General features: G+C 69.6%; 19 protein-coding genes. 12 read left to right on the top strand and 7 right to left on the bottom strand.

The window, feature by feature from the left end:
- Window positions 1-76 precede the first annotated feature (76 nt).
- Window positions 77-442, top strand: coding sequence for a helix-turn-helix domain-containing protein (locus tag AB0N84_RS12030; RefSeq protein WP_069713503.1), 366 nt, complete (start codon window positions 77-79; stop codon window positions 440-442).
- Window positions 439-2,028 (top strand): methyltransferase, encoded by a 1,590-nt coding sequence (locus AB0N84_RS12035; RefSeq protein ID WP_363546533.1) that lies wholly within the window; start codon window positions 439-441, stop codon window positions 2,026-2,028. Before AB0N84_RS12030 ends, AB0N84_RS12035 begins: the two co-directional genes overlap by 4 nt.
- A gap of 43 nt (window positions 2,029-2,071) precedes the next feature.
- Here AB0N84_RS12035 and AB0N84_RS12040 read toward each other — a convergent pair whose 3' ends face one another.
- Both AB0N84_RS12040 and AB0N84_RS12045 read right to left on the bottom strand, forming a co-directional pair.
- The gene (locus tag AB0N84_RS12040; RefSeq protein ID WP_363546536.1) at window positions 2,072-2,935 is read right to left on the bottom strand and encodes an NAD(P)-dependent oxidoreductase; all 864 of its coding nucleotides are present in this window, start codon (window positions 2,933-2,935) and stop codon (window positions 2,072-2,074) included.
- Window positions 2,936-3,049: 114 nt separating this feature from the next.
- The gene (locus tag AB0N84_RS12045; RefSeq protein ID WP_363546539.1) at window positions 3,050-3,649 is read right to left on the bottom strand and encodes a TetR/AcrR family transcriptional regulator; all 600 of its coding nucleotides are present in this window, start codon (window positions 3,647-3,649) and stop codon (window positions 3,050-3,052) included.
- Between the two features lie 140 nt (window positions 3,650-3,789).
- Between AB0N84_RS12045 and AB0N84_RS12050 the strand changes: the two genes are divergently transcribed.
- Window positions 3,790-6,273: a glycoside hydrolase family 3 C-terminal domain-containing protein gene (locus AB0N84_RS12050; RefSeq protein WP_363546542.1), complete on the top strand. Its 2,484-nt coding sequence runs from the start codon at window positions 3,790-3,792 to the stop codon at window positions 6,271-6,273.
- A gap of 410 nt (window positions 6,274-6,683) precedes the next feature.
- On the opposite strand, the gene AB0N84_RS12055 is transcribed toward AB0N84_RS12050, so the two are convergent.
- Window positions 6,684-7,691: an LLM class flavin-dependent oxidoreductase gene (locus AB0N84_RS12055; protein WP_363546545.1), complete on the bottom strand. Its 1,008-nt coding sequence runs from the start codon at window positions 7,689-7,691 to the stop codon at window positions 6,684-6,686.
- Between the two features lie 120 nt (window positions 7,692-7,811).
- Between AB0N84_RS12055 and AB0N84_RS12060 the strand changes: the two genes are divergently transcribed.
- The 3 genes from AB0N84_RS12060 (at window position 7,812) to AB0N84_RS12070 (ending at window position 11,193) form a co-directional block, all read left to right on the top strand.
- Window positions 7,812-10,373, top strand: a complete 2,562-nt coding sequence (locus AB0N84_RS12060; protein WP_363546548.1) for a DUF3516 domain-containing protein — start codon at window positions 7,812-7,814, stop codon at window positions 10,371-10,373.
- A gap of 2 nt (window positions 10,374-10,375) precedes the next feature.
- Complete coding sequence (locus tag AB0N84_RS12065) at window positions 10,376-10,876, top strand: GNAT family N-acetyltransferase (protein WP_182047609.1); 501 nt, start codon at window positions 10,376-10,378, stop codon at window positions 10,874-10,876.
- A 65-nt stretch (window positions 10,877-10,941) separates the two neighbouring features.
- Window positions 10,942-11,193 carry a DUF6458 family protein gene (locus AB0N84_RS12070; RefSeq protein ID WP_069713507.1) on the top strand — a complete coding sequence of 84 codons (252 nt, stop codon included), beginning with the start codon at window positions 10,942-10,944 and terminating at the stop codon, window positions 11,191-11,193.
- Between the two features lie 6 nt (window positions 11,194-11,199).
- Here AB0N84_RS12070 and AB0N84_RS12075 read toward each other — a convergent pair whose 3' ends face one another.
- Together AB0N84_RS12075 and AB0N84_RS12080 are read right to left on the bottom strand one after the other, a co-directional pair.
- Complete coding sequence (locus tag AB0N84_RS12075; RefSeq protein WP_363546552.1) at window positions 11,200-11,721, bottom strand: ribonuclease H; 522 nt, start codon at window positions 11,719-11,721, stop codon at window positions 11,200-11,202.
- A 65-nt stretch (window positions 11,722-11,786) separates the two neighbouring features.
- On the bottom strand, window positions 11,787-12,650 hold the full coding sequence (locus AB0N84_RS12080; protein WP_363546555.1) for a LysM domain-containing protein: 864 nt from the start codon (window positions 12,648-12,650) through the stop codon (window positions 11,787-11,789).
- A 101-nt stretch (window positions 12,651-12,751) separates the two neighbouring features.
- On the opposite strand from AB0N84_RS12080, the gene AB0N84_RS12085 reads away from it, so the two are divergent.
- Window positions 12,752-13,090: a hypothetical protein gene (locus AB0N84_RS12085; RefSeq protein WP_182047612.1), complete on the top strand. Its 339-nt coding sequence runs from the start codon at window positions 12,752-12,754 to the stop codon at window positions 13,088-13,090.
- Between the two features lie 55 nt (window positions 13,091-13,145).
- Here AB0N84_RS12085 and AB0N84_RS12090 read toward each other — a convergent pair whose 3' ends face one another.
- Both AB0N84_RS12090 and AB0N84_RS12095 read right to left on the bottom strand, forming a co-directional pair.
- Entirely contained in the window at window positions 13,146-13,964 is an 819-nt protein-coding gene (locus AB0N84_RS12090; protein WP_363546559.1) for an aldo/keto reductase, read from the bottom strand.
- Window positions 13,965-14,080: 116 nt separating this feature from the next.
- Entirely contained in the window at window positions 14,081-15,286 is a 1,206-nt protein-coding gene (locus AB0N84_RS12095) for an MFS transporter (protein WP_069713515.1), read from the bottom strand.
- Window positions 15,287-15,663: 377 nt separating this feature from the next.
- Here AB0N84_RS12095 and nrdH point away from each other — a divergent pair, with 377 nt between their 5' ends.
- The 5 genes from nrdH to AB0N84_RS12120 all read left to right on the top strand — a co-directional run bounded on the left by nrdH (window position 15,664) and on the right by AB0N84_RS12120 (window position 21,196).
- Entirely contained in the window at window positions 15,664-15,897 is a 234-nt protein-coding gene (gene nrdH, locus AB0N84_RS12100; RefSeq protein ID WP_058727719.1) for a glutaredoxin-like protein NrdH, read from the top strand.
- A 111-nt stretch (window positions 15,898-16,008) separates the two neighbouring features.
- Window positions 16,009-16,425, top strand: coding sequence for a class Ib ribonucleoside-diphosphate reductase assembly flavoprotein NrdI (gene nrdI / locus AB0N84_RS12105; RefSeq protein ID WP_182046291.1), 417 nt, complete (start codon window positions 16,009-16,011; stop codon window positions 16,423-16,425).
- Between the two features lie 17 nt (window positions 16,426-16,442).
- Window positions 16,443-18,548, top strand: coding sequence for a class 1b ribonucleoside-diphosphate reductase subunit alpha (gene nrdE / locus AB0N84_RS12110; RefSeq protein WP_141719021.1), 2,106 nt, complete (start codon window positions 16,443-16,445; stop codon window positions 18,546-18,548).
- Window positions 18,549-18,642: 94 nt separating this feature from the next.
- Window positions 18,643-19,644: a class 1b ribonucleoside-diphosphate reductase subunit beta gene (gene nrdF, locus AB0N84_RS12115; RefSeq protein ID WP_065963154.1), complete on the top strand. Its 1,002-nt coding sequence runs from the start codon at window positions 18,643-18,645 to the stop codon at window positions 19,642-19,644.
- 379 nt (window positions 19,645-20,023) lie between these two features.
- A complete protein-coding gene (locus AB0N84_RS12120) occupies window positions 20,024-21,196 on the top strand; it encodes a protein kinase family protein (RefSeq protein ID WP_363546566.1) in 1,173 nt (390 codons plus the stop codon).
- Window positions 21,197-21,208 lie beyond the last annotated feature (12 nt).

A 21,208-nucleotide genomic window follows, 5' to 3' on the forward strand; every position in this document is an offset into this window, starting at 1 on the left:
TACGAGAGCATTCGTACAGCAGTTCCGCAGTACGACGCAAGTCGTACATGACCGGAACGGTGCTACCGTCTCGGGCATGCCCGCGAACGTCGACGCCCCGGAACGGCTGCCCCAACCCGCCGTCGCCGAGCTGGACCTGCCCGTCGTGCTCGATGCGCTGAGCGACCCGATCCGCCTCGCGATCCTGCACCGCTACCTGGTGGACGCCGCCGGCGGGGTCCGGAGCTGCGGGTGGGTCGGCATCGACCGCCCGAAGTCCACGCTCACCCACCACTTCCGCGTGCTGCGCGAGGCCGGCCTGCTCGAGCAGCACCAGGAGGGGCTGACCCGCTCGAGCCGCGTGCGCGTCGAGGACGTGCAGCAGCGGTTCCCCGGACTCCTCGACCTGGTCGCGGCGTGGCAGGTACCGGCCGCGATCATGCGCGAGGCGGTCCCGGCGTGAGCGTCGCCCACGCCCTGCCCACGATCGTCGCCGGTCCGGTGGTGACGACCGCGCTCGCCGCGGACCTCGACGCCGCCGGCTTCACCGTGGACCGCATCGACGGGCTCTGGGGCACCGAGGCCGCCGCGTCGCTGCACCGCGGCTCGCGGGTCGCCGCGCTCCGGGCACTCGCCGCGCGGGAGACCACGCCGCTGACGACCCTCGCCACGCTGTTCGTGCTCGGCCTGCCCGTCGACCGCACCGACGCCGAGCGGGCGTTCCCGTCCACCGGGCTCGACGCGGTGCTCGCCGCCGGCCTGCTCCGGATCGACGAGGACCGCGACGACACCGGCCTGCCCGACGCCGACCACGTCCTGGTGCACCCGACGGTCGACCTGCGGCCCTACGCGTTCGTCGACGACCTCGGCGCCGGCAGCTGGTGGATCGTGTCGGACCTCGGGGAGCTCGCGCTCGGGACCGCGCTCGGCGAGGAGCACGTGCTCGGCATCGGCGGTGCCTCGACCACGCTGTCCGGGCTGCAGGTCCCCGTGCCCGTCCGCCGGGTGCTGGACCTCGGCACCGGGTGCGGCATCCAGGCCATGCACGCCCGACGCTTCGCGGACGAGGTCGTCGCCACCGACATCTCCCGCCGTGCCCTCGACATCGCCCGCTTCAACACGCAGCTGAACGGCATCGACGGCGTCGAGTTCCGGCTCGGTTCGCTGTACGAGCCGGTGGCGGGGGAGCGGTTCGACCGGATCGTGTCGAACCCGCCCTTCGTCATCACCCCGCGGCGCGAGGGCGTGCCCGCGTACGAGTACCGCGACGGCGGGATGGTCGGGGACGCACTCGTCGAGACGGTCCTGCGCGGACTGGCCGACCACCTCGAGCCCGGCGGGACGGCGCAGCTGCTCGGCAACTGGGAGTACCACTGGGGCGTCGACGGCCTCGACCGGGTGCGCTCCTGGTTCGACGACGCGCACGGCCTGGACACCTGGGTCGTCGAGCGGGAGCGCGAGGACCCGCCCGCCTACGCCGAGACCTGGATCCGGGACGGCGGGACGAAGCCGGGCACGGCCGAGTTCGACACGCTCGTCGACGCCTGGCTCGACGACTTCGCCACGCGGCGCGTGACCGGGGTGGGCTTCGGCTACGTCGTGGTGCGGGCTCGGACGGGAGGGACTGCCGGCCTCCGTCGCGCCGAACGCATCCCCGAGGCGCTCGGGTCCAACCCCGCGGGGCTCGGCGCGACGGTCGCCCGGGTGCTGGACGCTGCCGAGTGGCTCGCGTCGCACGACGACACCGCGCTCGCCGCCGCACACCTGCGGGTCGCCGGCGACGTCACCGAGGAGCGCCACTACTGGCCCGGCAACGACGACCCGACGGTGATGACGCTGGTGCAGGGCGGCGGCTTCGGTCGACGGGTCGACGCGGACACGGCGCTCGCCGCGTTCGTCGGGGCCTGCGACGGGGAGCTCTCGGCCGCCGCGATCATCGGGGCGATCGCGCAGATCACCGGGGTCGACGAGGACGCGCTGACGGCCGACCTGCTGCCGCGGGTGCGGGACCTGGTGCTGGACGGCCTGCTGCTCGCACCGACGTCCTGAGGCGAGCCGCGCCTCCCGTCCGCACCCGCGGTGCGTGTCGGGGTCAGGGGCGGTGGTTCCGCCACGTGTGCTCGGGGGCGTAGCCCAGGAGCTCGCGGGCCTTGTCGGACGACAGGAGCGAGCTCGTGCCGTCGATGTCCGTACGCCGTTCGATGTCCGGCACGAAGCGCTCGACGAGCTCGATCGTCGGGGTGTCCATCACGGTGTCCGGGCTCGCGATGACGAAGGCCTCGAACCCGGTGAGGTCGGCCTCGAGCGCCTTCCGCACGGCCTGGGCGCCGTCGCGGGAGTCGATGTACGACCACAGGTTGAACGTCTTGGCCTCGGGGGAGGCGTCCCACGGGAACGACGGGTAGTCGGTCTCGTCCATGACGTTCGAGAACCGGAGACCGATCATCTTCAGCTCCGGGTCCCAGCGCGTGAAGTGGCGGGCCATCTCCTCCTCGACGGCCTTGCCGAGGGAGTACGACGACTGCGGCCGGACGGGGAACTCCTCGTCGACGGGCAGGTAGGGCGGGTGGTGCTCGCCCATCGGGATGCCGAGCAGGGTCTCGCTCGACGCCCAGACCACGTTCCTGATGCCCGCGACGCGGGCCGCGTGGAAGACGTTGATCGACGCGGTGACGTTGTTCGTGATGAGCGCCACGTCCGGCACCTGGCCGGGGGCGGGCACGGCGGCGAGGTGCACGACGGCGTCGATCGCGTCGTAGCGGTCGTCGATGCCGGTGAGTGCGCCGAGCACCTGGCCGTAGTCGCTCAGGTCGACGCGCACGAAGGGCACCCGCTCCGGCTTGTCCGGCGACGGCACTCGGTCGAGCAGGACCACGTCGTACCCGTGCTCGTCGAGGTCGCGGACGACCGCCCGCCCGAGCTTGCCGCTGCCACCGGTCACCACAACACGCGTCATCGCGTCACTCCACATCGTCGTCGGACGGCCTGGTCGGCCGGGTCCCATCCTGCCGCGCGACGCTCGGAGGGGACCAGGCACTGGCGGTACCTGTCCGGCGGACGCGTCGGGGTGTCAGGAGGGCGCGGTCGCCGTCGACGCGCGGGCGATGGCGAGCTGTGCCACGAGTTCGACGTGTTCGGCCATGTCGCGGGACGGGTCGTAGAGCCACTGGATCTGCATGCCGTCGGAGATCGCCAGGAGCACGCTCGTGAGCTGCTCGACGTCGACGTCGGGACGCAGGCGGCCGTCCTCCTGCATGACCCGGAAGTCCGCCGCGAGGTTCCGGCGGGAGCTGGCGTAGCGCTCCCGGAAGTACTCGTGGGCGGGGTGCTCGGGATCGGTCGCGGCTGCGGCGGACAGGTTCACGAACATCTGCACGAGGCCGGGGACCTCGGCGTTGTGCCGCACGATGGCGGCGAGGAGCTCCGCCGGGTCCGCCGCGTCCCACTCCGTCGTGTTGTCGATCTCGTCGCGGCGACGGAGGACCTCGACCCACAGGTCGTCCTTCGAGTCGAAGTAGTGCAGCAGCCCGGCCTGGGTCAGTCCGACCGCGTCGGCGATGTCCTTGATGCTCGTCCGCCGGAAGCCCTGGCGGGCGACGAGGTCGAGCGCCACCGTGAGGATCTCCTCGCGCTTCGCGATGCCCTTCGCGTACGAACCCCGTCGTGTCATGGCGCGAGCGTACCGCCCTGTCTGTCGGCGAAGAAACCTACCTCCGATAGGTTTTGCCTGCTACGCTGACGCCAGCCGCCGACGATGGCGCGCGGAGGTCATGCCCCGGCGCCCGTCGCACAACGAAGGGACCGACCATCGTGACCACCGTGGACGACACCACCCGCGCCTCCCGGCCGACCGCCGCGCCGCTGACCGAGCGCATCGAGGCGCTCCTCGCGCAGCTGACGACCGAGGAGAAGGTCCAGCTGCTGACCGGCCGTGACTTCTGGACGACCTGGCCGATCGAGAAGATCGGGCTGCGCCGCATCCTCATGTCCGACGGCCCGTCGGGTGTCCGCGGCGAGGTGTGGGACGAGCGCGACCCCTCGCTCAACCTGCCGTCCGCGACGGCGCTGTCCGCCAGTTGGGACCGCGCGATCGCGAAGCGCTACGGCGCCGCCGCCGCGGTCGAGGCCCGTCGGAAGGGCGTCGACGTCGTGCTCGGCCCGACCATCAACCTGCACCGCTCACCGCTCGGTGGCCGCCACTTCGAGGCGTTCAGCGAGGACCCGGTGCTCACCGGCGACCTCGCGGCGTCCTACGTCGCGGGCGTGCAGGAGAACGGCGTCGCCGCGACCCCGAAGCACTACATCGCGAACGACTACGAGACCGACCGCTTCACCGCGTCGACCGAGGTGTCCGACCGTGCGCTCCGCGAGCTGTACCTGCTCGCGTTCGAGAAGGCGGTGACCGAGGCACACGCCTGGGCAGTCATGTCGTCGTACAACGCGATCAACGGCGTCACCGCGTCCGAGAACGACCTGCTCGAGACCCCGCTGAACTCCGAGTGGGGCTTCGACGGCATCGTCGTGTCGGACTGGACCGGCGTGCGCTCGGTCGACTCGGCGAAGGCGTCGCAGGACGTCGCCATGCCCGGGCCGAACCCGTGGTGGAGCGAGGGCCCGCTGCTGGCGGCGGTCGAGTCGGGTGAGGTCCCGGTGGACGCGATCGACCGGAAGGTGCGCCGCATCCTGACGCTGGCGGCCCGCGTCGGCGCGCTCGAGGGCTTCGAGCCGGTGGCCGCGCAGCCCGTGCACGTCGAGGACGGCGTCGCGTTCGTCCGCGAGGCCGAGGCCGAGGGCACCGTCCTCGTCCGCAACACCGGGGCGCTGCCGATCGACGCCGGCGCCGTGTCGCGGATCGCACTCGTCGGGCACAACGCCGACCAGGCCCGCTCCCAGGGCGGCGGTTCGGCGACCGTGGTCCCGGAGCGCGTGGTCACCCCGATCGAGGGGATCCGCGCCGCGTTCCCGGGTGCGACCGTCGACTACGCCATCGGTGCGGTGGTGCAGGAGGGCATCGCGGAGTTCCCGCTGTCGGCCATCACGAACCCGTCCACCGGCGAGCCGGGCGCGCGGGTCGCCTTCGTCAAGGGCGGCGAGGAGCTGTACGTCGAGGACCGTCGCGCCACCGCGCTGTTCTGGTTCGGCGGCGATGCCCCGACCCGTGAGGCCGACCGGCTCGACATCACCACCACGTACACCGCCGAGACCACCGGCACCGTGCGCATCGGCATCGGTGCCGCGGGTCACTCGCGCCTGTGGATCGACGGCGAGCTCCTGCTCGACGAGACGGTGCCGTACGAGGGCGACCAGCTCGGCGCCGCGTTCCTCAACCCGCCGGCGCGCTCGGTGCCGGTGTCGGTCGAGGCCGGCCAGCAGGTCGCGATACGCATCGAGTACGACATCGTGCAGGACGAGGCGCTCGGTGGGGTGCTCGCGTACCAGTTCGGCACCGAGCCGAGCGACGAGGACCCGGCGACGCTCATCGACGCGGCCGTGGCCACCGCCACCGGCGCGGACGTCGCGATCGTCGTGGTCGGGACGAACAGCAAGGTGGAGTCCGAGGGGTACGACCGCTCGTCGCTCGCGCTGCCCGGGCACCAGGACGACCTGGTCCGCGCCGTCGCCGCCGCGAACCCGAACACCGTCGTGGTGGTCAACTCCGGGTCGCCGGTCGAGATGCCGTGGCGGGACGACGTCGCCGCGGTGCTGCTGACCTGGTTCGGCGGGCAGGAGTACGGCAACGCCCTCGCCGACGTGCTGACCGGTGCAGCCGAGCCCGGCGGGCGCCTGCCCACCACCTGGCCGGCGACGATGGCCGACGTCCCGGTGCTCGACGTGACCCCGGTGGACGGCAAGGTCGCGTACGACGAGGGCGTGCACGTCGGCTACCGGGCCTGGCTCCGCGCCGGCACCGAGCCCGCGTACCCGTTCGGCCACGGCCTCGGCTACACCACCTGGACGATCGACGGGGTCTCGGCCTCGCCGACCGTGACCGAGGGGGACGCCGCGATCGTGACCGCGACGGTGGCGAACACGGGGGACCGCGCCGGCAAGCACGTCGTGCAGGTCTACGCCTCGCGTGCGGAGTCCGCGGTGGACCGGCCGGTGCGGTGGCTCGTGGGCTTCGCGCCCGTGCGGCTCGGTGCCGGCGAGTCGACCGAGGTCTCGATCGAGGTGCCGGCACGGGCGTTCGCGCACTGGGACGGTGCCTGGCGGTACGAGCCCGGCACCTTCGAGCTCCACGTCGGGGCGTCGGTCGCGGACATCGTCGGTTCGACTCCCCTCGAACTGGAGTGATCCGGTTTCCGCGCACGAAGGGTTTCGTTCAGTACCATTGTTCTGCGCCTGACGGCTGGTTACCGTCGGCGCGCGCATCATCGAGGGATCGTCGTGCGTGCGAAGTGACCTCCTGATCCGGTCGCGGAGCCCCTTCGGTCCCGATGCGTCCAGAATGCGTCCCCGCGTCCGCGCGGGGGCGCATTCGTCGTCCCGGCGCGGCACACCGCTCGGCGCCGCCCGCTCCGTGAGCCGGCTGGCGATGCTCCGAATGATCCTCATTTGTCCGGTTCCCGATAGTGACAAACACTCCACTCGGTGGGAGAGTGGAACGACCATCCCGTGCGGATCAGGAACGGGATGGCCATCCGGCCGGGGACCGGGTCCTCACCACACCAGTGCCCCGGCCGGGTGCCCTCGGGGAGCGGGCGTCAGGCCACTCGGGGAGCGATCTCCTCGGCGACGATCCGCAGGATCCGCTCGTGCGATGCCGCGTCGCCGTTCGCCGGCAGGGTGATGACGAGCTCGTCGGTCGCCTGCACCGCCGGGTCCGCGGACAGTGCGTCGACGATCTCGTCGACGCCGCCGGACACGACCTTGCTGAACCGGAACGGCGGCCCGTTCAGGGGGCGACCCTCGTCGTCCATCCCGCTCGCGTAGCCGGTGAGGAACTCCTCGTGGACCTGTCGGTCGTGGTCGTCGAGCAGCGGGACGACGATCCGACCGACCGCCACCTTCGGGGTTCGGGACGGGTGCAGCTCGGCGAAGCGCTCGCGGTACGCCCGGACCTGGTCGGCCTGCGCCTCGGCGAACGGCGCCCCGGTGTCCTCGGTGTTGAGCGTCGAGCAGTGCAGCAGCAGGCCCTTCTCGGCCGTGCGGATCGCGGTGCCCGTGCTGCCGCCGCCCCACCACACGCGGTCGCGCAGGCCCGGCGACAGGGGCTGCAGCGTGAGGTCGGCGCCGGCCGGGATGCTCTCGTACCCCTTGCCGGCGCTGCCGAGCGGATCGCCCTGCAGGACCTCGAGCAGACGGGCCGCGCGGGCCTCGGCCTCGTCGCGGAAGCTGCGCTCCGACGCACCGAAGACCGGGTCGAGGATCGGCCCGTACCCCGCGATGCCGGTGCTGATGCCGAGCTGCACCCGGCCGCCGCTGAGCAGGTCGACCGTGCTGGCGTCCTCGGCGAGGCGCACCGGGTCCTCGTAGCGCATGCCGAGCACGGCGGTGCCGAACCCGATGGTGCTCGTTCGCTGCGCCGCGGCGGCGAAGAAGGTCATCGGGCTCGTCAGGAACGGCTCGAAGTGGCGCCCGCGCACCCAGCCGGTGCCGTAGCCGAGGGACTCGGCCGTCGCGAAGAGGCGGAGGCCGTCCTCCAGCGCTGCGGCCGCACCCGCGGTGCCGCCGTGGTTGGGGACGAAGGAGAGGAAGCCGAGTTCGCGCACGCCTCGATCGTATGCGAATGCATTGAAAGGCGACAGGGCGTCGGCCGGGAGGCGCGTGGCGGGGCCGCACCGTGCCTCCCGTCCGTCGCCCGGTCACCACCCACCTGGGAGGATGGACCCATGACCGACGTCACCACCGCCCCGCCACTCGTCGCCGCCCTGCCGGCGGCGGTCGACGGCGCCGTCGACCCCGACGCGGTCTACCAGGCATTCGCCGACTGGGCCGAGGCCGGCGGACGACCGCTCTACCCGGCGCAGGACGAAGCGCTCATCGAGCTCGTGTCGGGCGCGAACGTCGTGCTCAGCACTCCGACCGGTACCGGCAAGTCGCTCGTCGCCGCCGGCGCGCACTTCGCGGCGATGGCCGAGGGGAAGCGCAGCTACTACACGGCACCGATCAAGGCGCTCGTGTCCGAGAAGTTCTTCCAGCTCGTCGACCTGTTCGGCGCGCAGAACGTCGGCATGGTGACGGGCGACTCGAGCGTCAACGCCGACGCCCCGATCATCTGCTGCACGGCCGAGATCCTCGCGAACACCGCGCTCCGGCAGGGTCCGGACGCCGAGGTCGACGTCGTCGTCATGGACGAGTTCCACTTCTACGGCGACGCCGACCGCGGGTGGGCCTGGCAGGTGCCGTTGCTCGTGCTCGAGCGGGCGCAGTTCCTGCTCATGTCCGCCACCCTCGGTGACGTCACCACCATCGCCGACGACCTGTCGCGCCGGACCGGGCGTCCGACCGCTCGCGTGACCGGGGTCTCGCGGCCCGTGCCGCTGTCGTACGAGTACGTGCTCACGCCCGTGCAGGAGACGGTCGAACGGCTGCTCGAGGAGGGCAAGGCGCCCGTCTACATCGTGCACTTCGCGCAGGCGGCGGCGCTCGAGCGGGCGCAGGCGCTCATGTCGGTCAAGGTCGCATCGCGAGAGCGGCGCGACGAGATCGCCGACGCCATCGCCGGGTTCCGCTTCAGCGCCGGCTTCGGGCAGACCCTCTCGCGACTCATCCGCGCCGGCATCGGCGTGCACCACGCGGGGATGCTGCCGAAGTACCGGCGGCTCGTCGAGCAGCTCGCGCAGCGGGGACTGCTGCCCGTGATCTGCGGCACCGACACCCTCGGGGTCGGGATCAACGTGCCGATCCGCGCCGTGCTGCTCACCGGGCTGACGAAGTTCGACGGGTCCCGCATGCGGCAGCTGTCCGCGCGCGAGTTCCACCAGATCGCCGGTCGCGCCGGCCGTGCCGGGTACGACACCGAGGGTGACGTCGTCGCCGAGGCCCCCGAGCACGAGATCGAGAACGCCCGCGCCGTCGCCAAGGCCGGGGACGACCCGAAGAAGAAGAACAAGGTCAAGAAGAAGAAGGCGCCCGAGGGCTTCGTGTCGTGGGGGCCGGCCTCGTTCGACCGGCTCATCGCGGCGGAACCCGAACCGATGGTGTCGCGGATGCGGATCACGCACGCGATGGTGCTCGCCGTCGTCGCACGAGGTGGCGACTCCTTCGCGTCGGTGCGCTCGCTCGTGTTCGACAACCACGAGCCGCGCGCGCGACAGCTCGACATGGCCCGACGCGCGCTGTCCATCGCACGGACGCTCGTGAACGCCCGGGTGATCGAGAAGATCGACGGGCAGTACCGCATGACCGTCGACCTGCCGGTCAACTTCGCCCTCAACCAGCCGCTGTCGCCGTTCGCGCTCGCCGCGTTCGAGCTGCTCGACCCGGAGTCGCCCACGTACGCGCTCGACATGGTGTCCATCGTCGAGGCGACCCTCGACGACCCACGGGCGATCCTCGCGCAGCAGCAGTTCAAGGAGCGCGGCGAGGCCGTCGCCCGGATGAAGCAGGAGGGCATCGAGTACGAGGAGCGGATGGAGCTGCTCGAGGAGGTCACGTGGCCCAAGCCGCTGGACGAGCTGCTCACCGCCGCCTACGAGGCGTACGCCGCCGAGCAGCCGTGGGTGCTCGACTTCCGGCTCTCCCCGAAGTCCGTCGTGCGCGACGTGTACGAGCGGGCGATGACCTTCGGCGACTTCGTGCGGTTCTACCAGCTCACCCGCTCCGAGGGACTCGTGCTCCGCTACCTGTCCGACGCGTACCGGACCATGCGGCAGACCATCTCCGAGGAACAGCGGACCCCCGAACTCGACGACCTGATCGAGTGGCTCGGCGAGGTCGTCCGGCAGACCGACTCGTCGCTCGTCGACGAGTGGGAGGCCCTGGTCAACGGCGACGTGGCGGAGGCCGCAGCGGAACACGACGAGATCGCACCGCCGCAGCCCGCCCGGCTCACCGGCAACCCGCGGGCGTTCCGGGTGCTCGTGCGGAACGCGCTCTTCCAGCGGGTGCTGCTCGCGGCGGCGGACGACGTCGCGGGGCTCGCCGCCCTCGACGGTGCAGCGGGCTTCGGTCAGGACGAGTGGGACGCCGTGCTCGAGGAGTACTACGACGAGCACGACACCATCGGCACCGACGGGGACGCCCGCTCGATGCAGTACCTCGTGCTCGACGAGGACGGCGCGGGGCGCACCTGGCGGGCGCGGCAGATCTTCGCCGACCCGTCCGGGGACAAGGACTTCGGGTTCTCGGCCACGATCGACCTCGACGCGTCGGACGAGACCGGCGAGGCCGTCGTGCGGGTGACCGAGATCGGCCGCTTCGACGGCTGGTCCGAGGTGGACGTGGACTGATCGTGGCGCTGTCGCTCCGTCTGCTGGGTCCCGACGACGTCGAGGCGTTGCAGGGCCTGCTCGAGAGTGTGCCGTCGTACGCGGAACGCATCACCGGGTACCCGCCGGGGCCGTCCGACGGGCTGAGCGCGCTCATCTCGGTGCCCGACGGCTTCGACCCGTCCGGCAAGCACGGCCTCGGGCTGTGGGACGGGGGCGAGCTCGTGGCGTTCACGGACGTGCTCGTCGGGTACCCGGACCCTGCCGTCGCGTTCGTCGGCCTCCTCGTCGTGCGGGGCGGTGCCCACCGCCGTGGGCTCGGTCGTCGGATGCACGACGCCGTGGTGGACCTGGCGCGCTCGGCCTCGACGGTCACCCGGCTGCGGCTCGGGATCGTCGCGACGAACGCGGCCGTGGCGGAGCCGTTCTGGCGGGCCCTCGGGTACGAGCCGACCGGGGAGACGAAGCCGTACCGGTACGACCACCTGCGGAGCACCGTCGCCCTGTGGGAACGTCGCTGCTGAACTCTCGGTAGGTTCGGTGGGAACCCCGAGCCACCCGGCGGTCGGGACCATCGGAAGGACCTGCCATGCGCATCGGCTCGAGCATCGCCCTGATCGTGATCGGCGCCATCGTCGCGTTCGCGTTGGACTTCCAGGTGGCGGGCGTCGACCTGCGCCTGATCGGCTACATCCTGATGGCGGCCGGGGTCGTGCTGCTCATCATCAGTCTCGCCGTCGGCTTCGGCGGACGTCGGACCACGACCACCACCCGGTCGGGCGTCGACCCGGCGTCGGGGGAGCAGATCACGCGGCAGGACCGGCGGGACGGGACGTACTGACGCGCGTCAGAACAGCGTCGCGGGCGGGGTCGCTTCGGGGAGGGCCGACGGCTCCGTGACCTCGACGCCCGGCCAGCCCGGCCCCGTCGGGACCTCGGTGCGGTTCTGGTAGGCCGTCGCAGCGCCGCGGGCACGGACGTCGGCCGCCTCGTTCATCTCGTGACCGACGTGCCCGCGCACCCACTCGAACGTGACCTTGCGGCCCTGCAGCTCGGCGTCGAGCTCCTTGATGATCTCGACGTTCAGCACCGGCTTGCCGTCGGCCTTGCGCCAGCCCTTCCGCTTCCACCCGGCGAGCCACTCGGTGCACGCCTTGATCGCGTACTGGCTGTCGCACAGGATGTGCAGCGGCTCGCCGGTGTCCTTCGTGGCGCGGAGCAGCTGCAGCACGGCCGTGAGCTCACCGATGTTGTTCGTCGCCCTCGGCCATCCGCCGGCTGCCCACCGGTCGTCGTCGACGTACCAGGCCCAGCCGGCCGGGCCGGGGTTGCCGAGTGCGGAGCCGTCTGCGGCTGCGACGATCGTCACGGTGGGACCTCCTGGGTGGTGCGGACTGCCCGTCGAGCGTAACGGACCAGCGCCCGCGCCCGGTGTCAGCGCGTGGCGGGGTCGAGGTTGAGCAGGGTCCCCTTGATCACCCAGTCGTCGCCCTCCGTCTCCATCTGCGGGTTCAGCCACCGCAACTGGGCGACGGTGACGCCGAAGCGCTTCGCGATCGTGATCAGGTCGTCACCCTGGTTGACGCGGTAGCTGACCGGCGTGCCGGTGGTCCCGCGGAGGGTCTCGTCGGCGGCGTCGAACGCGTAGCCGTAGGCGCCCGGGCGAGCCTTGCCGAGCGTGACGTGGAGATCCGGCTCCGGGTCCGGGATCGACCACGACAGCGTGCCGATCGCGAGCACCTTCTGGACCCACGGGCGGTCGCTGTCGTCACCGTCGGACTGGTCGGGCACGAGCACGACGGTGCGCAGCCAGTCCGGATCCGCCCCTGCTGCGGCCAGGCTGACGACGGCCGGGGGCTGCTCCTGCGCGCCCCACCTCGTCGTGCTCACGGCGCGGCCGTCGTAGCCGTCCCCGTACTGCGCCGTGCGCCGGAACTCCACCGACATCGGCTGCGGCTGCGTGGTGCGGTAGCCGGAGAGCTCCGCGTCGAAGGTGCCGTGGTCGTTCGCGACGACCTCGACGTGGACCGCGGTGTCGCCGGACTTCGACACGGCGTCGGTCTCCGCGACCACCGTTCCGGTCGGGACCGCCTGCGGCGCCGCGACGGGCTGAGCGGTGGCGTCGGCGGCAGCCGACCCGTCGACGGGCCCCGGCGTCGCGGAGGCGCTCGGTGCCGCGTGTCCGGTGGGCGCCGGCAACGGTGCGTCGTCGCCGAACAGCGAGCAGCCCGTCAACAGCAGCGTGCTCACGCCCACCAGCGCGACGGCCGTCGCGCCCCGTGTCCTCGTCCGACCCATCGACATCCCCCTTCGTCGGGATGACCGTACCCGAGCGGGAACCGGATCAGCGCCGTCGTGACCGAACCGGTACCCCAGGGTCGACGCCTACTGTGCGGGGCATGAGCGACAACACCCCCGACGTCCGCGGCCCCGAGCCGTCCGACGACCGCGCGCGCAACGACGCGCTGCGCGACGCTGCGCACGGCGACGACCGCGACGGCGTGAGCGAGTCCGAGCAGCGCGCCGCCGACACCTCCTACAGCCCGTCGAGTGAGCGGGAGACCGTCGCGTCGCAGACGCAGCAGCGCAGTGACGAGGACCTCGAGCAGGACGGGATCGACCCGTCGCGGGTCGTCGCTGCGCCGGGCACCGGTGGTGCGGACGACGCCGGTGACGTCGAGCCCGAGCCCGGTGACCTGCACCTGCCGTGGCAGTCCGAGGAGGACCGGAAGGGCTGACCGGCGCCAGCCCCGCGCTGTCAGGGTCCGGCGAGTCGACGCCGGTCCTGCCCCGTCAGGACACGGCGTCCGGGTGCGACCCCGTCCGCTGGCCGGACTCGAGCGTCGCGATGGCCGCGAGGTCCTCGTCGGTCAGCACGAAGCCGTCGACGTCGAGGTTCGACCGGATCCGCGCGGGCGTGACCGACTTCGGCAGCACCACGACCCCCTGCTGCACGTTCCACCGCACGAGGACCTGCGCGACGCTCACCCCGTGCGCCGCCGCGATGCCGCTGAGCACGGGGTCGTCGACGAGCCGCCCGCGTCCGAGCGGCGACCACGCCGCGGTCACGATGCCGTGCTGCGCGTGGAAGGCCATCAGCTCCCGCTGCGGCAGCCACGGGTGCCGCTCCACCTGGTTGACGGCCGGCACCTCGCCGGTCTCGTCGATCACGCGCTGCAGGTGCGGCACCTGGAAGTTCGAGACGCCGACGCTCCGTGCCCGACCCTGTTCGCGCAGTTCGACGAGCGTCCGCCAGGTCTCGACGTAGCGGTCGTTCGCCGCCGCCGGCCAGTGGATCAGGTAGAGGTCGACCGCGTCGAGTCCCAGCCGCTCGAGGCTGGCGTCGAACGCCCGCAGGGTCGCGTCGCGCCCCTGGTGGTCGTTCCACACCTTGGTCGTGACGAAGACGTCGTCGCGGTCCAGTCGGGAGGCACGGATCGCCTTCCCGACGCCCGTCTCGTTGCCGTACATCTCGGCGGTGTCGACGTGCCGGTACCCGGCATCGAGGGCGAGACCGACGGCCGTCTCGGCATCGGTGTCGTCGACCTTGTAGACGCCGAACCCGACCGCGGGGATCGTCGCGCCGTCACGGAGGGTGAGAGAGGTGACCATGCACCCATCCTGCCGACCGTGGCGGTGGTGCGTCGTGCCTCCCGGCTGAGCGGACGCCCGGTCCGACCAGGGACGCCCGGTCCGACCAGGCGCGCCCGCCCCGTCGGCGTGCCGCGTCAGCTCGGGAGCGTGACCGGCTCGGTGTCCGGCAGGGGGCTCGCGTCGCGACCGCGCAGGTCCGGCAGCCACCGCTTCGTGAACAGCGGGAGCAGCACCCCGGCCGCGGCCATCACGGCGCCGACGGTCATGCCGCCGGTGGGGCCGTTCGCGTCGATGAGGAACCCGGCCACCGCGGAGCCGCCGGCCGCGCCGATGAGCTGCCCGGTCCCCATCCAGCCGTAGGCCTCGGCGGTGTCGGAGAACTTCACGGTCGCCGACACCGAGCCGAACATGACCGCGAGGGCGGGCGCGATGCCGGCGCCGGCGATCACGAGCGCCAGGCAGAGCCACCAGAAGTCGGTGCCGCCGACCGCCAGGGCGAGGCCGACGAAGACGATCGACATGCGGGCCCAGAGGGTGTTGCGCGAGATCGGGCGGTGTCCGAGCGCGAGGCCGCCCGCGAGCGACCCGACCGCGAACACGGCGAGGACGATGCCGGCGTTCGGGCTGCCCTCGCCGAAGACGCTCGTGACGCTCGCCTCGACCGCGGAGCACGCACCGATGAGCAGCAGACCGGTCAGGGTCGCCACGACGACCGAGGGGCGCCGGAGCACGACGCCGAACGCGCGCTTCGACCGGGGGATGCGGACGCGGCCGAGCTCGGGGGAGGCGATGAACCACACGCCGCCGACGACCAGGAACACCATGGCGACGACGATCGCCTGCACGGTCCCGATCTGCGTCGCGACGAACGTCGTGATGACGGGCCCGGCCACCCAGATGAGCTCCTGCGCGCTGGCGTCGAGGGAGAACAGGGGCGTGAGCTGCGACGAGGTCACCATCTTCGGGTAGATGGTGCGCACCGCGGGCTGCACGGGCGGCACCGCGAGGCCGCCGAGGAACCCGACGACCACGTAGGCCCACAGCGGCATGAGCACGAACGCGACGACGCCCATGCTCACGAGCGCGACCGCGCTGGTCAGGACGAGCACCGGGCGCATGCCCCAGCTGCCCATCCACCGGCTGGTGAGCGGTCCGGCGATCGCCTGGCCGATGCTGGTCGTCGCGAGCACGAGACCGGCGGCGCCGTACGAGCCGAAGATGTGCTCGACGTGCAGCAGGTACGCGAGCGACAGCATGCCGAACGGGAACCGGGCGGTGAGCTGCGCAGCGATGACGCGACCGACGCCGGGGGTCTTCAGCAGGGGTCCGTAGGCACTCACGAGACGAGTGTACGGACCGGACGGAAGGGGCTGTCACCCGTCCGGGGGCGCTGGGGACGAGCGACCTCCGGAGGGCCCTCCGCGACACGCCGATCGTCGGATTCCACACATGTGGATCGAACCTGTCCACGTGTGTGGGGAAGTGTCGGTGGTCGGCCCCAGACTGGCGGAATCACGGGCCTCCCCGAGGTGTTCACACTGTGGAGAGCTTGTGGAGAACTACACGGCTGTAACACTTCCTCTTGTGGTCGGTGCGGCGGCCAGCCACTAGATGTAGTGTGGAGTCATCGCAGCGGCCCCTCCCGGACCGTGTCTGCGGACAAGCATCAGCACCACCTCCACAGCATCGGAACACCCAGCAAGAACCAGGGGAGATCATGGCCGTCACCGTCTACACCAAGCCGTCCTGCGTCCAGTGCACCGCGACGTACCGCGCCCTCGACAACAAGGGCATCCAGTACGAGGTCCTCGACGTCTCCGCGGACGAGGCAGCGCTCGAGCACGTCAAGAGCCTCGGCTACATGCAGGCCCCCGTCGTCGTCACCGACGACGACCACTGGTCGGGCTTCCGTCCCGACAAGATCGCGACGCTCAGCGCCGAACTCGCGTGATGCGTGCGGGTCCTGTCACGGGACCCGCACCTCCGCCGGCCTGGAGGCACGCACCGCCTCCGACGGGCCACCCCCGATCTGCTGTCCGCACCTCTCCCAAGGAGCGCGCGCATGAGTCGCCTCGTCTACTTCTCCAGCGTTTCCGGCTACACGGCCCGTTTCGTCGAGAAGCTCGGCAGGGACGCGGACCGCATCCCGCTCCACCCGCGTGATCCGTTCCTCCAGGCCGACGAGCCCTACGTGCTCGTCCTGCCGACGTACGGGGGCGGCAACGGGCAGGGCGCGGTGCCCAAGCAGGTCATCAAGTTCCTCAACGACGAACGCAACCGCTCGCTCATCCGCGGCGTGATCGTCGGGGGCAACACGAACTTCGGCGAGGCCTACGGCCTCGCCGGGGACGTCATCGCGCAGAAGTGCGGCGTCCCTCTGCTCTACAGGTTCGAACTCTTCGGAACGCCGGACGACGTCCAGGCGGTCAACCAAGGATTGGATGCATTTTGGACGCAGCAGTTGCAGACGTCGATCTGACGTCGCCGCAGACGGGGATGGACTACCACTCCCTCAACGCGATGCTCAACCTCTACGACGCGAACGGGAACATCCAGTTCGACAAGGATCGTGAGGCTGCCAAGCAGTTCTTCCTGCAGCACGTCAACCAGAACACCGTCTTCTTCCACAACCTGAAGGAGCGGCTCGACTACCTGGTCGAGAACGAGTACTACGAGCGCGAGACGATCGACATGTACTCGCTGGAGTTCATCCAGCAGCTCAACGACCTGGCGTACTCGAAGAAGTTCCGGTTCCAGACGTTCCTCGGTGCGTTCAAGTACTACACGAGCTACACGCTCAAGACGTTCGACGGCAAGCGCTACCTCGAGCGCTTCGAGGACCGCGTCGTCATGACCGCCCTCGGCCTGGCGCAGGGCAACGAGCAGCTCGCGATCGACCTCGTCGAGGAGATCGTCGCCGGCCGCTTCCAGCCCGCGACCCCGACGTTCCTCAACACGGCGAAGGCCCAGCGCGGCGAGCTCGTCTCCTGCTTCCTCCTCCGCATCGAGGACAACATGGAGTCGATCTCGCGCGGCATCAACTCCTCGCTGCAGCTCTCGAAGCGCGGCGGCGGCGTGGCCCTGCTCCTCTCCAACATCCGCGAGGCCGGCGCCCCGATCAAGCAGATCGAGAACCAGTCCTCGGGCATCATCCCCGTGATGAAGCTGCTGGAAGACTCCTTCTCGTACGCGAACCAGCTCGGTGCGCGTCAGGGTGCCGGTGCCGTCTACCTGTCGGCGCACCACCCGGACATCATGAAGTTCCTCGACACCAAGCGCGAGAACGCCGACGAGAAGATCCGCATCAAGACGCTGTCGCTCGGTGTCGTCGTGCCGGACATCACGTTCGAGCTCGCGAAGAACAACGAGGACATGTACCTGTTCTCGCCGTACGACGTCGAGAAGGTCTACGGCGTCCCCTTCGGCGACGTCCCGATCTCCGAGAACTACCGCGCGATGGTCGACGACCCGCGCATCAAGAAGACGAAGATCAAGGCGCGTGACTTCTTCACGACCATCGCCGAGATCCAGTTCGAGTCGGGCTACCCGTACATCGTGTTCGAGGACACGGTGAACAAGGCCAACCCGATCAAGGGTCGGATCAACATGTCCAACCTGTGCTCGGAGATCCTGCAGGTCAACACCCCGACGACCTTCAACGAGGACCTCTCCTACAAGGAGATCGGCAAGGACATCTCCTGCAACCTCGGCTCGCTGAACATCGCGCTGACGATGGACTCGCCGGACTTCGGCAAGACCATCGAGACCGCGATCCGCGGCCTGACCTCGGTGTCGCAGATGTCGCACATCTCGTCGGTCCGCTCGGTCGAGGACGGCAACGACAAGTCGCACGCCATCGGCCTCGGCCAGATGAACCTGCACGGCTACCTCGCTCGTGAGCGCGTGTACTACGGCTCCGAAGAGGGCATCGACTTCACGAACATCTACTTCTACACGGTGCTGTTCCACGCCCTGCGTGCCTCGAACAACATCGCGATCGAGACGGGGGAGACGTTCGACGGCTTCCGCGACTCGAAGTACGCGTCGGGGGAGTTCTTCGACAAGTACACCGAGCAGGCGTGGACGCCGGCGACCCAGCGCGTCGCCTCGCTGTTCGACGACGCGAACATCGCGATCCCGACGCAGGACGACTGGAAGGCGCTGAAGGCGTCCATCCAGGAGCACGGCATCTACAACCAGAACCTGCAGGCCGTCCCGCCGACCGGTTCGATCTCGTACATCAACCACTCGACGTCGTCGATCCACCCGATCGCGTCGAAGATCGAGATCCGCAAGGAAGGCAAGCTCGGCCGCGTCTACTACCCGGCGCCGTTCATGACGAACGACAACCTGGACTACTACCAGGACGCGTACGAGATCGGTGCGGAGAAGATCATCGACACGTACGCCGCGGCGACGCAGCACGTCGACCAGGGCCTGTCGCTGACGCTGTTCTTCAAGGACACCGCCACCACGCGCGACATCAACAAGGCGCAGATCTACGCATGGCGCAAGGGCATCAAGACGATCTACTACATCCGTCTGCGCCAGCTCGCCCTCGAGGGCACCGAGGTCGAGGGCTGCGTCAGCTGCATGCTGTAGAGCCGCTGCTCTCTCCCTGGAGGCGCGGGGCGGGCCCCGCCCCGCGCCTCCAGTCCGCTTGATCGTTCTGTCCACCACCACCCGGAAGAAAGCCATGACCCTCACCGACCCGGTCCACGCCACGGGCAAGTCCATCCCGCTGATCAGTGCGGTCAGTGCCATCAACTGGAACCGCATCCAGGACGACAAGGACGTCGAGGTCTGGAACCGTCTGGTCAACAACTTCTGGCTGCCCGAGAAGGTGCCGCTGTCGAACGACGTGCAGTCGTGGAACACGCTCACGCCGGAGGAGCAGCAGCTCACCATGCGGGTCTTCACCGGCCTGACGCTGCTCGACACCATCCAGGGCACCGTCGGCGCGATCAGCCTGATCCCCGACGCGATCACCCCGCACGAAGAGGCCGTCTACACGAACATCGCGTTCATGGAGTCGGTGCACGCGAAGAGCTACTCGTCGATCTTCTCGACGCTCGCCTCGACGCCCGAGATCGACGACGCCTTCCGCTGGTCCACCGAGAACGTGAACCTGCAGAAGAAGGCTCAGATCGTCCTCGACTACTACACCGGTGACGATCCCCTGAAGCGCAAGGTCGCCTCGACGCTGCTCGAGTCGTTCCTGTTCTACTCCGGCTTCTACCTGCCGATGTACTGGTCCTCGCGGGCGAAGCTCACCAACACCGCCGACCTGATCCGCCTGATCATCCGCGACGAAGCCGTCCACGGGTACTACATCGGCTACAAGTTCCAGAAGGGCCTGGAGGGCGCTTCCGAGGAGCGCAAGCAGGAGATCAAGGACTACACGTTCAACCTGCTCTTCGAGCTCTACGAGAACGAGGTGCAGTACACGCAGGACCTCTACGACGGCGTCGGGCTGACCGAGGACGTCAAGAAGTTCCTGCACTACAACGCCAACAAGGCGCTGATGAACCTGGGCTACGAGCCGATGTTCCCCAAGGAGACGACGGACGTGAACCCGGCGATCCTGTCGGCGCTGTCGCCGAACGCGGACGAGAACCACGACTTCTTCTCGGGGTCGGGCTCGTCGTACGTCATCGGCAAGGCCGTCGTGACGGAGGACGAGGACTGGGACTTCTGATCCCGGTGTGACTCGTGGGGGCGCCCTGCTGGCTTCGGCTGGCGGGGCGTTCTCGTTCTCCCCGAGCCGTGGACGTGTCCGGATGGCGCCCCTTCACCGAGAACGTCTCCGGACGGGTCATGTGAGACAGGCGGTCTGCGTCCAGGACCGCGAAGCGGTCAGTCTGTGGGCGTCTGCGGCCCCTCTGCTTTGACAACCCTCAAATCCCGCGCGGCTTCAGCATCACAGCGAATCTCCGTTTCCACCGCGGGGCCGCGGCGCGACCATTAGGTGATCGATCGGCGGACCAATTCGCCCACCAGTTTGAGACGAAGATCTGTCAGTATCAGCGTTGGTCACGAGCAACCTGCCGCGGCCCGATCTGCGAACGGAGCGATTGATGCCGAGCCTCAGCGAAATGCGGCTGGCCGACCTGCGGGAGAAGTACAAGCAGATCGCGGCCTCGCGGCAGTACACGCGCCTGTACGAGAACGACCCGGCCTTCGGGCACATGTTCGCCGTCCTGCACGAGCAGTTGAACAGTCACTTCACTTCCATCAACGACCGTGCGAAGACGACGCAGCACTACTGGGCAGACCCCAGCCGTGCGTTGCTTGGGCTGATCGCTGACATCAAGCAGGACCTGCACGAGTTGTCCCTCGCTGGCGTTGACGTGATCTTGCTTCCTGAGTACGAAAAGGCACTCGAGGATGCGGGGCTTTGGCTGTCCCCAAGCGGTGGCAGCACCGTTCCAGATGACTACGAACCTGTCGACGTACGCCGATACGATGCCGTGTTCACTGTCAGTGACGGCACAGTGCGCCTCGAGACCGCGGCAACGCCGTCCGCACTGAAGATGGTCGGCAGCGGATCGTACGCGAACGTCTACAGCTACGTTGATCCCAACTATGACATCAAGTTCGCGGTCAAGACGGCCAAGCGCGGCATCAGCGATCGAGATCTTCAACGATTCCGCCAGGAGTTTGACGTGATGAAGTCGTTGAGCTTCCCGTACGTCGTCCAGGTGTTCAGGTTCGACGAGGTCCGCAATGAGTACCGCATGGAGTTCTGTGACGACACGCTCCGCGCCTACATCTCCAAGCGCAACGCAGCGCTGTCGTTTTCGTCGCGAAAGCGCATGGCGTTGCAGTTCCTGTACGGGATGAACTACATCCACAGTCAGGGCCACCTGCATCGTGATGTCAGCCTTCAGAACGTGCTGATCAAGGTGTACGCGAGCGAGGCCGTTCTCGTGAAGCTGTCCGACTTCGGGCTCGTCAAGGCTCAGGCTTCGACATTCACTCGCACTGAGACGGACATGCGTGGGACCATCCGCGACCCGGTCCTGCATGATTTCAAGAGCTACAGCTTGGCCAACGAGATGTACTCGATCGGGTGGGTGCTGTCGTACATTTTCTCTGGGCGGGAGTCGCTGCTCACCGGCGAGGATGAGGTTGCGAAGGTCGTGCAGAAGTGCACAGCGCATGACGTCAACAAGCGGTTCGCGTCTGTCCTGGAACTCATCGGGGCCGTAGAGCAGCTGGCCGCCGCTCCAGCCCAGACCTCGGCGTGACGATTGCCGTAG

The organism is Curtobacterium sp. NPDC089185 (assembly GCF_040685235.1).
Classification (GTDB): Bacteria; Actinomycetota; Actinomycetes; order Actinomycetales; family Microbacteriaceae; genus Curtobacterium; species Curtobacterium citri.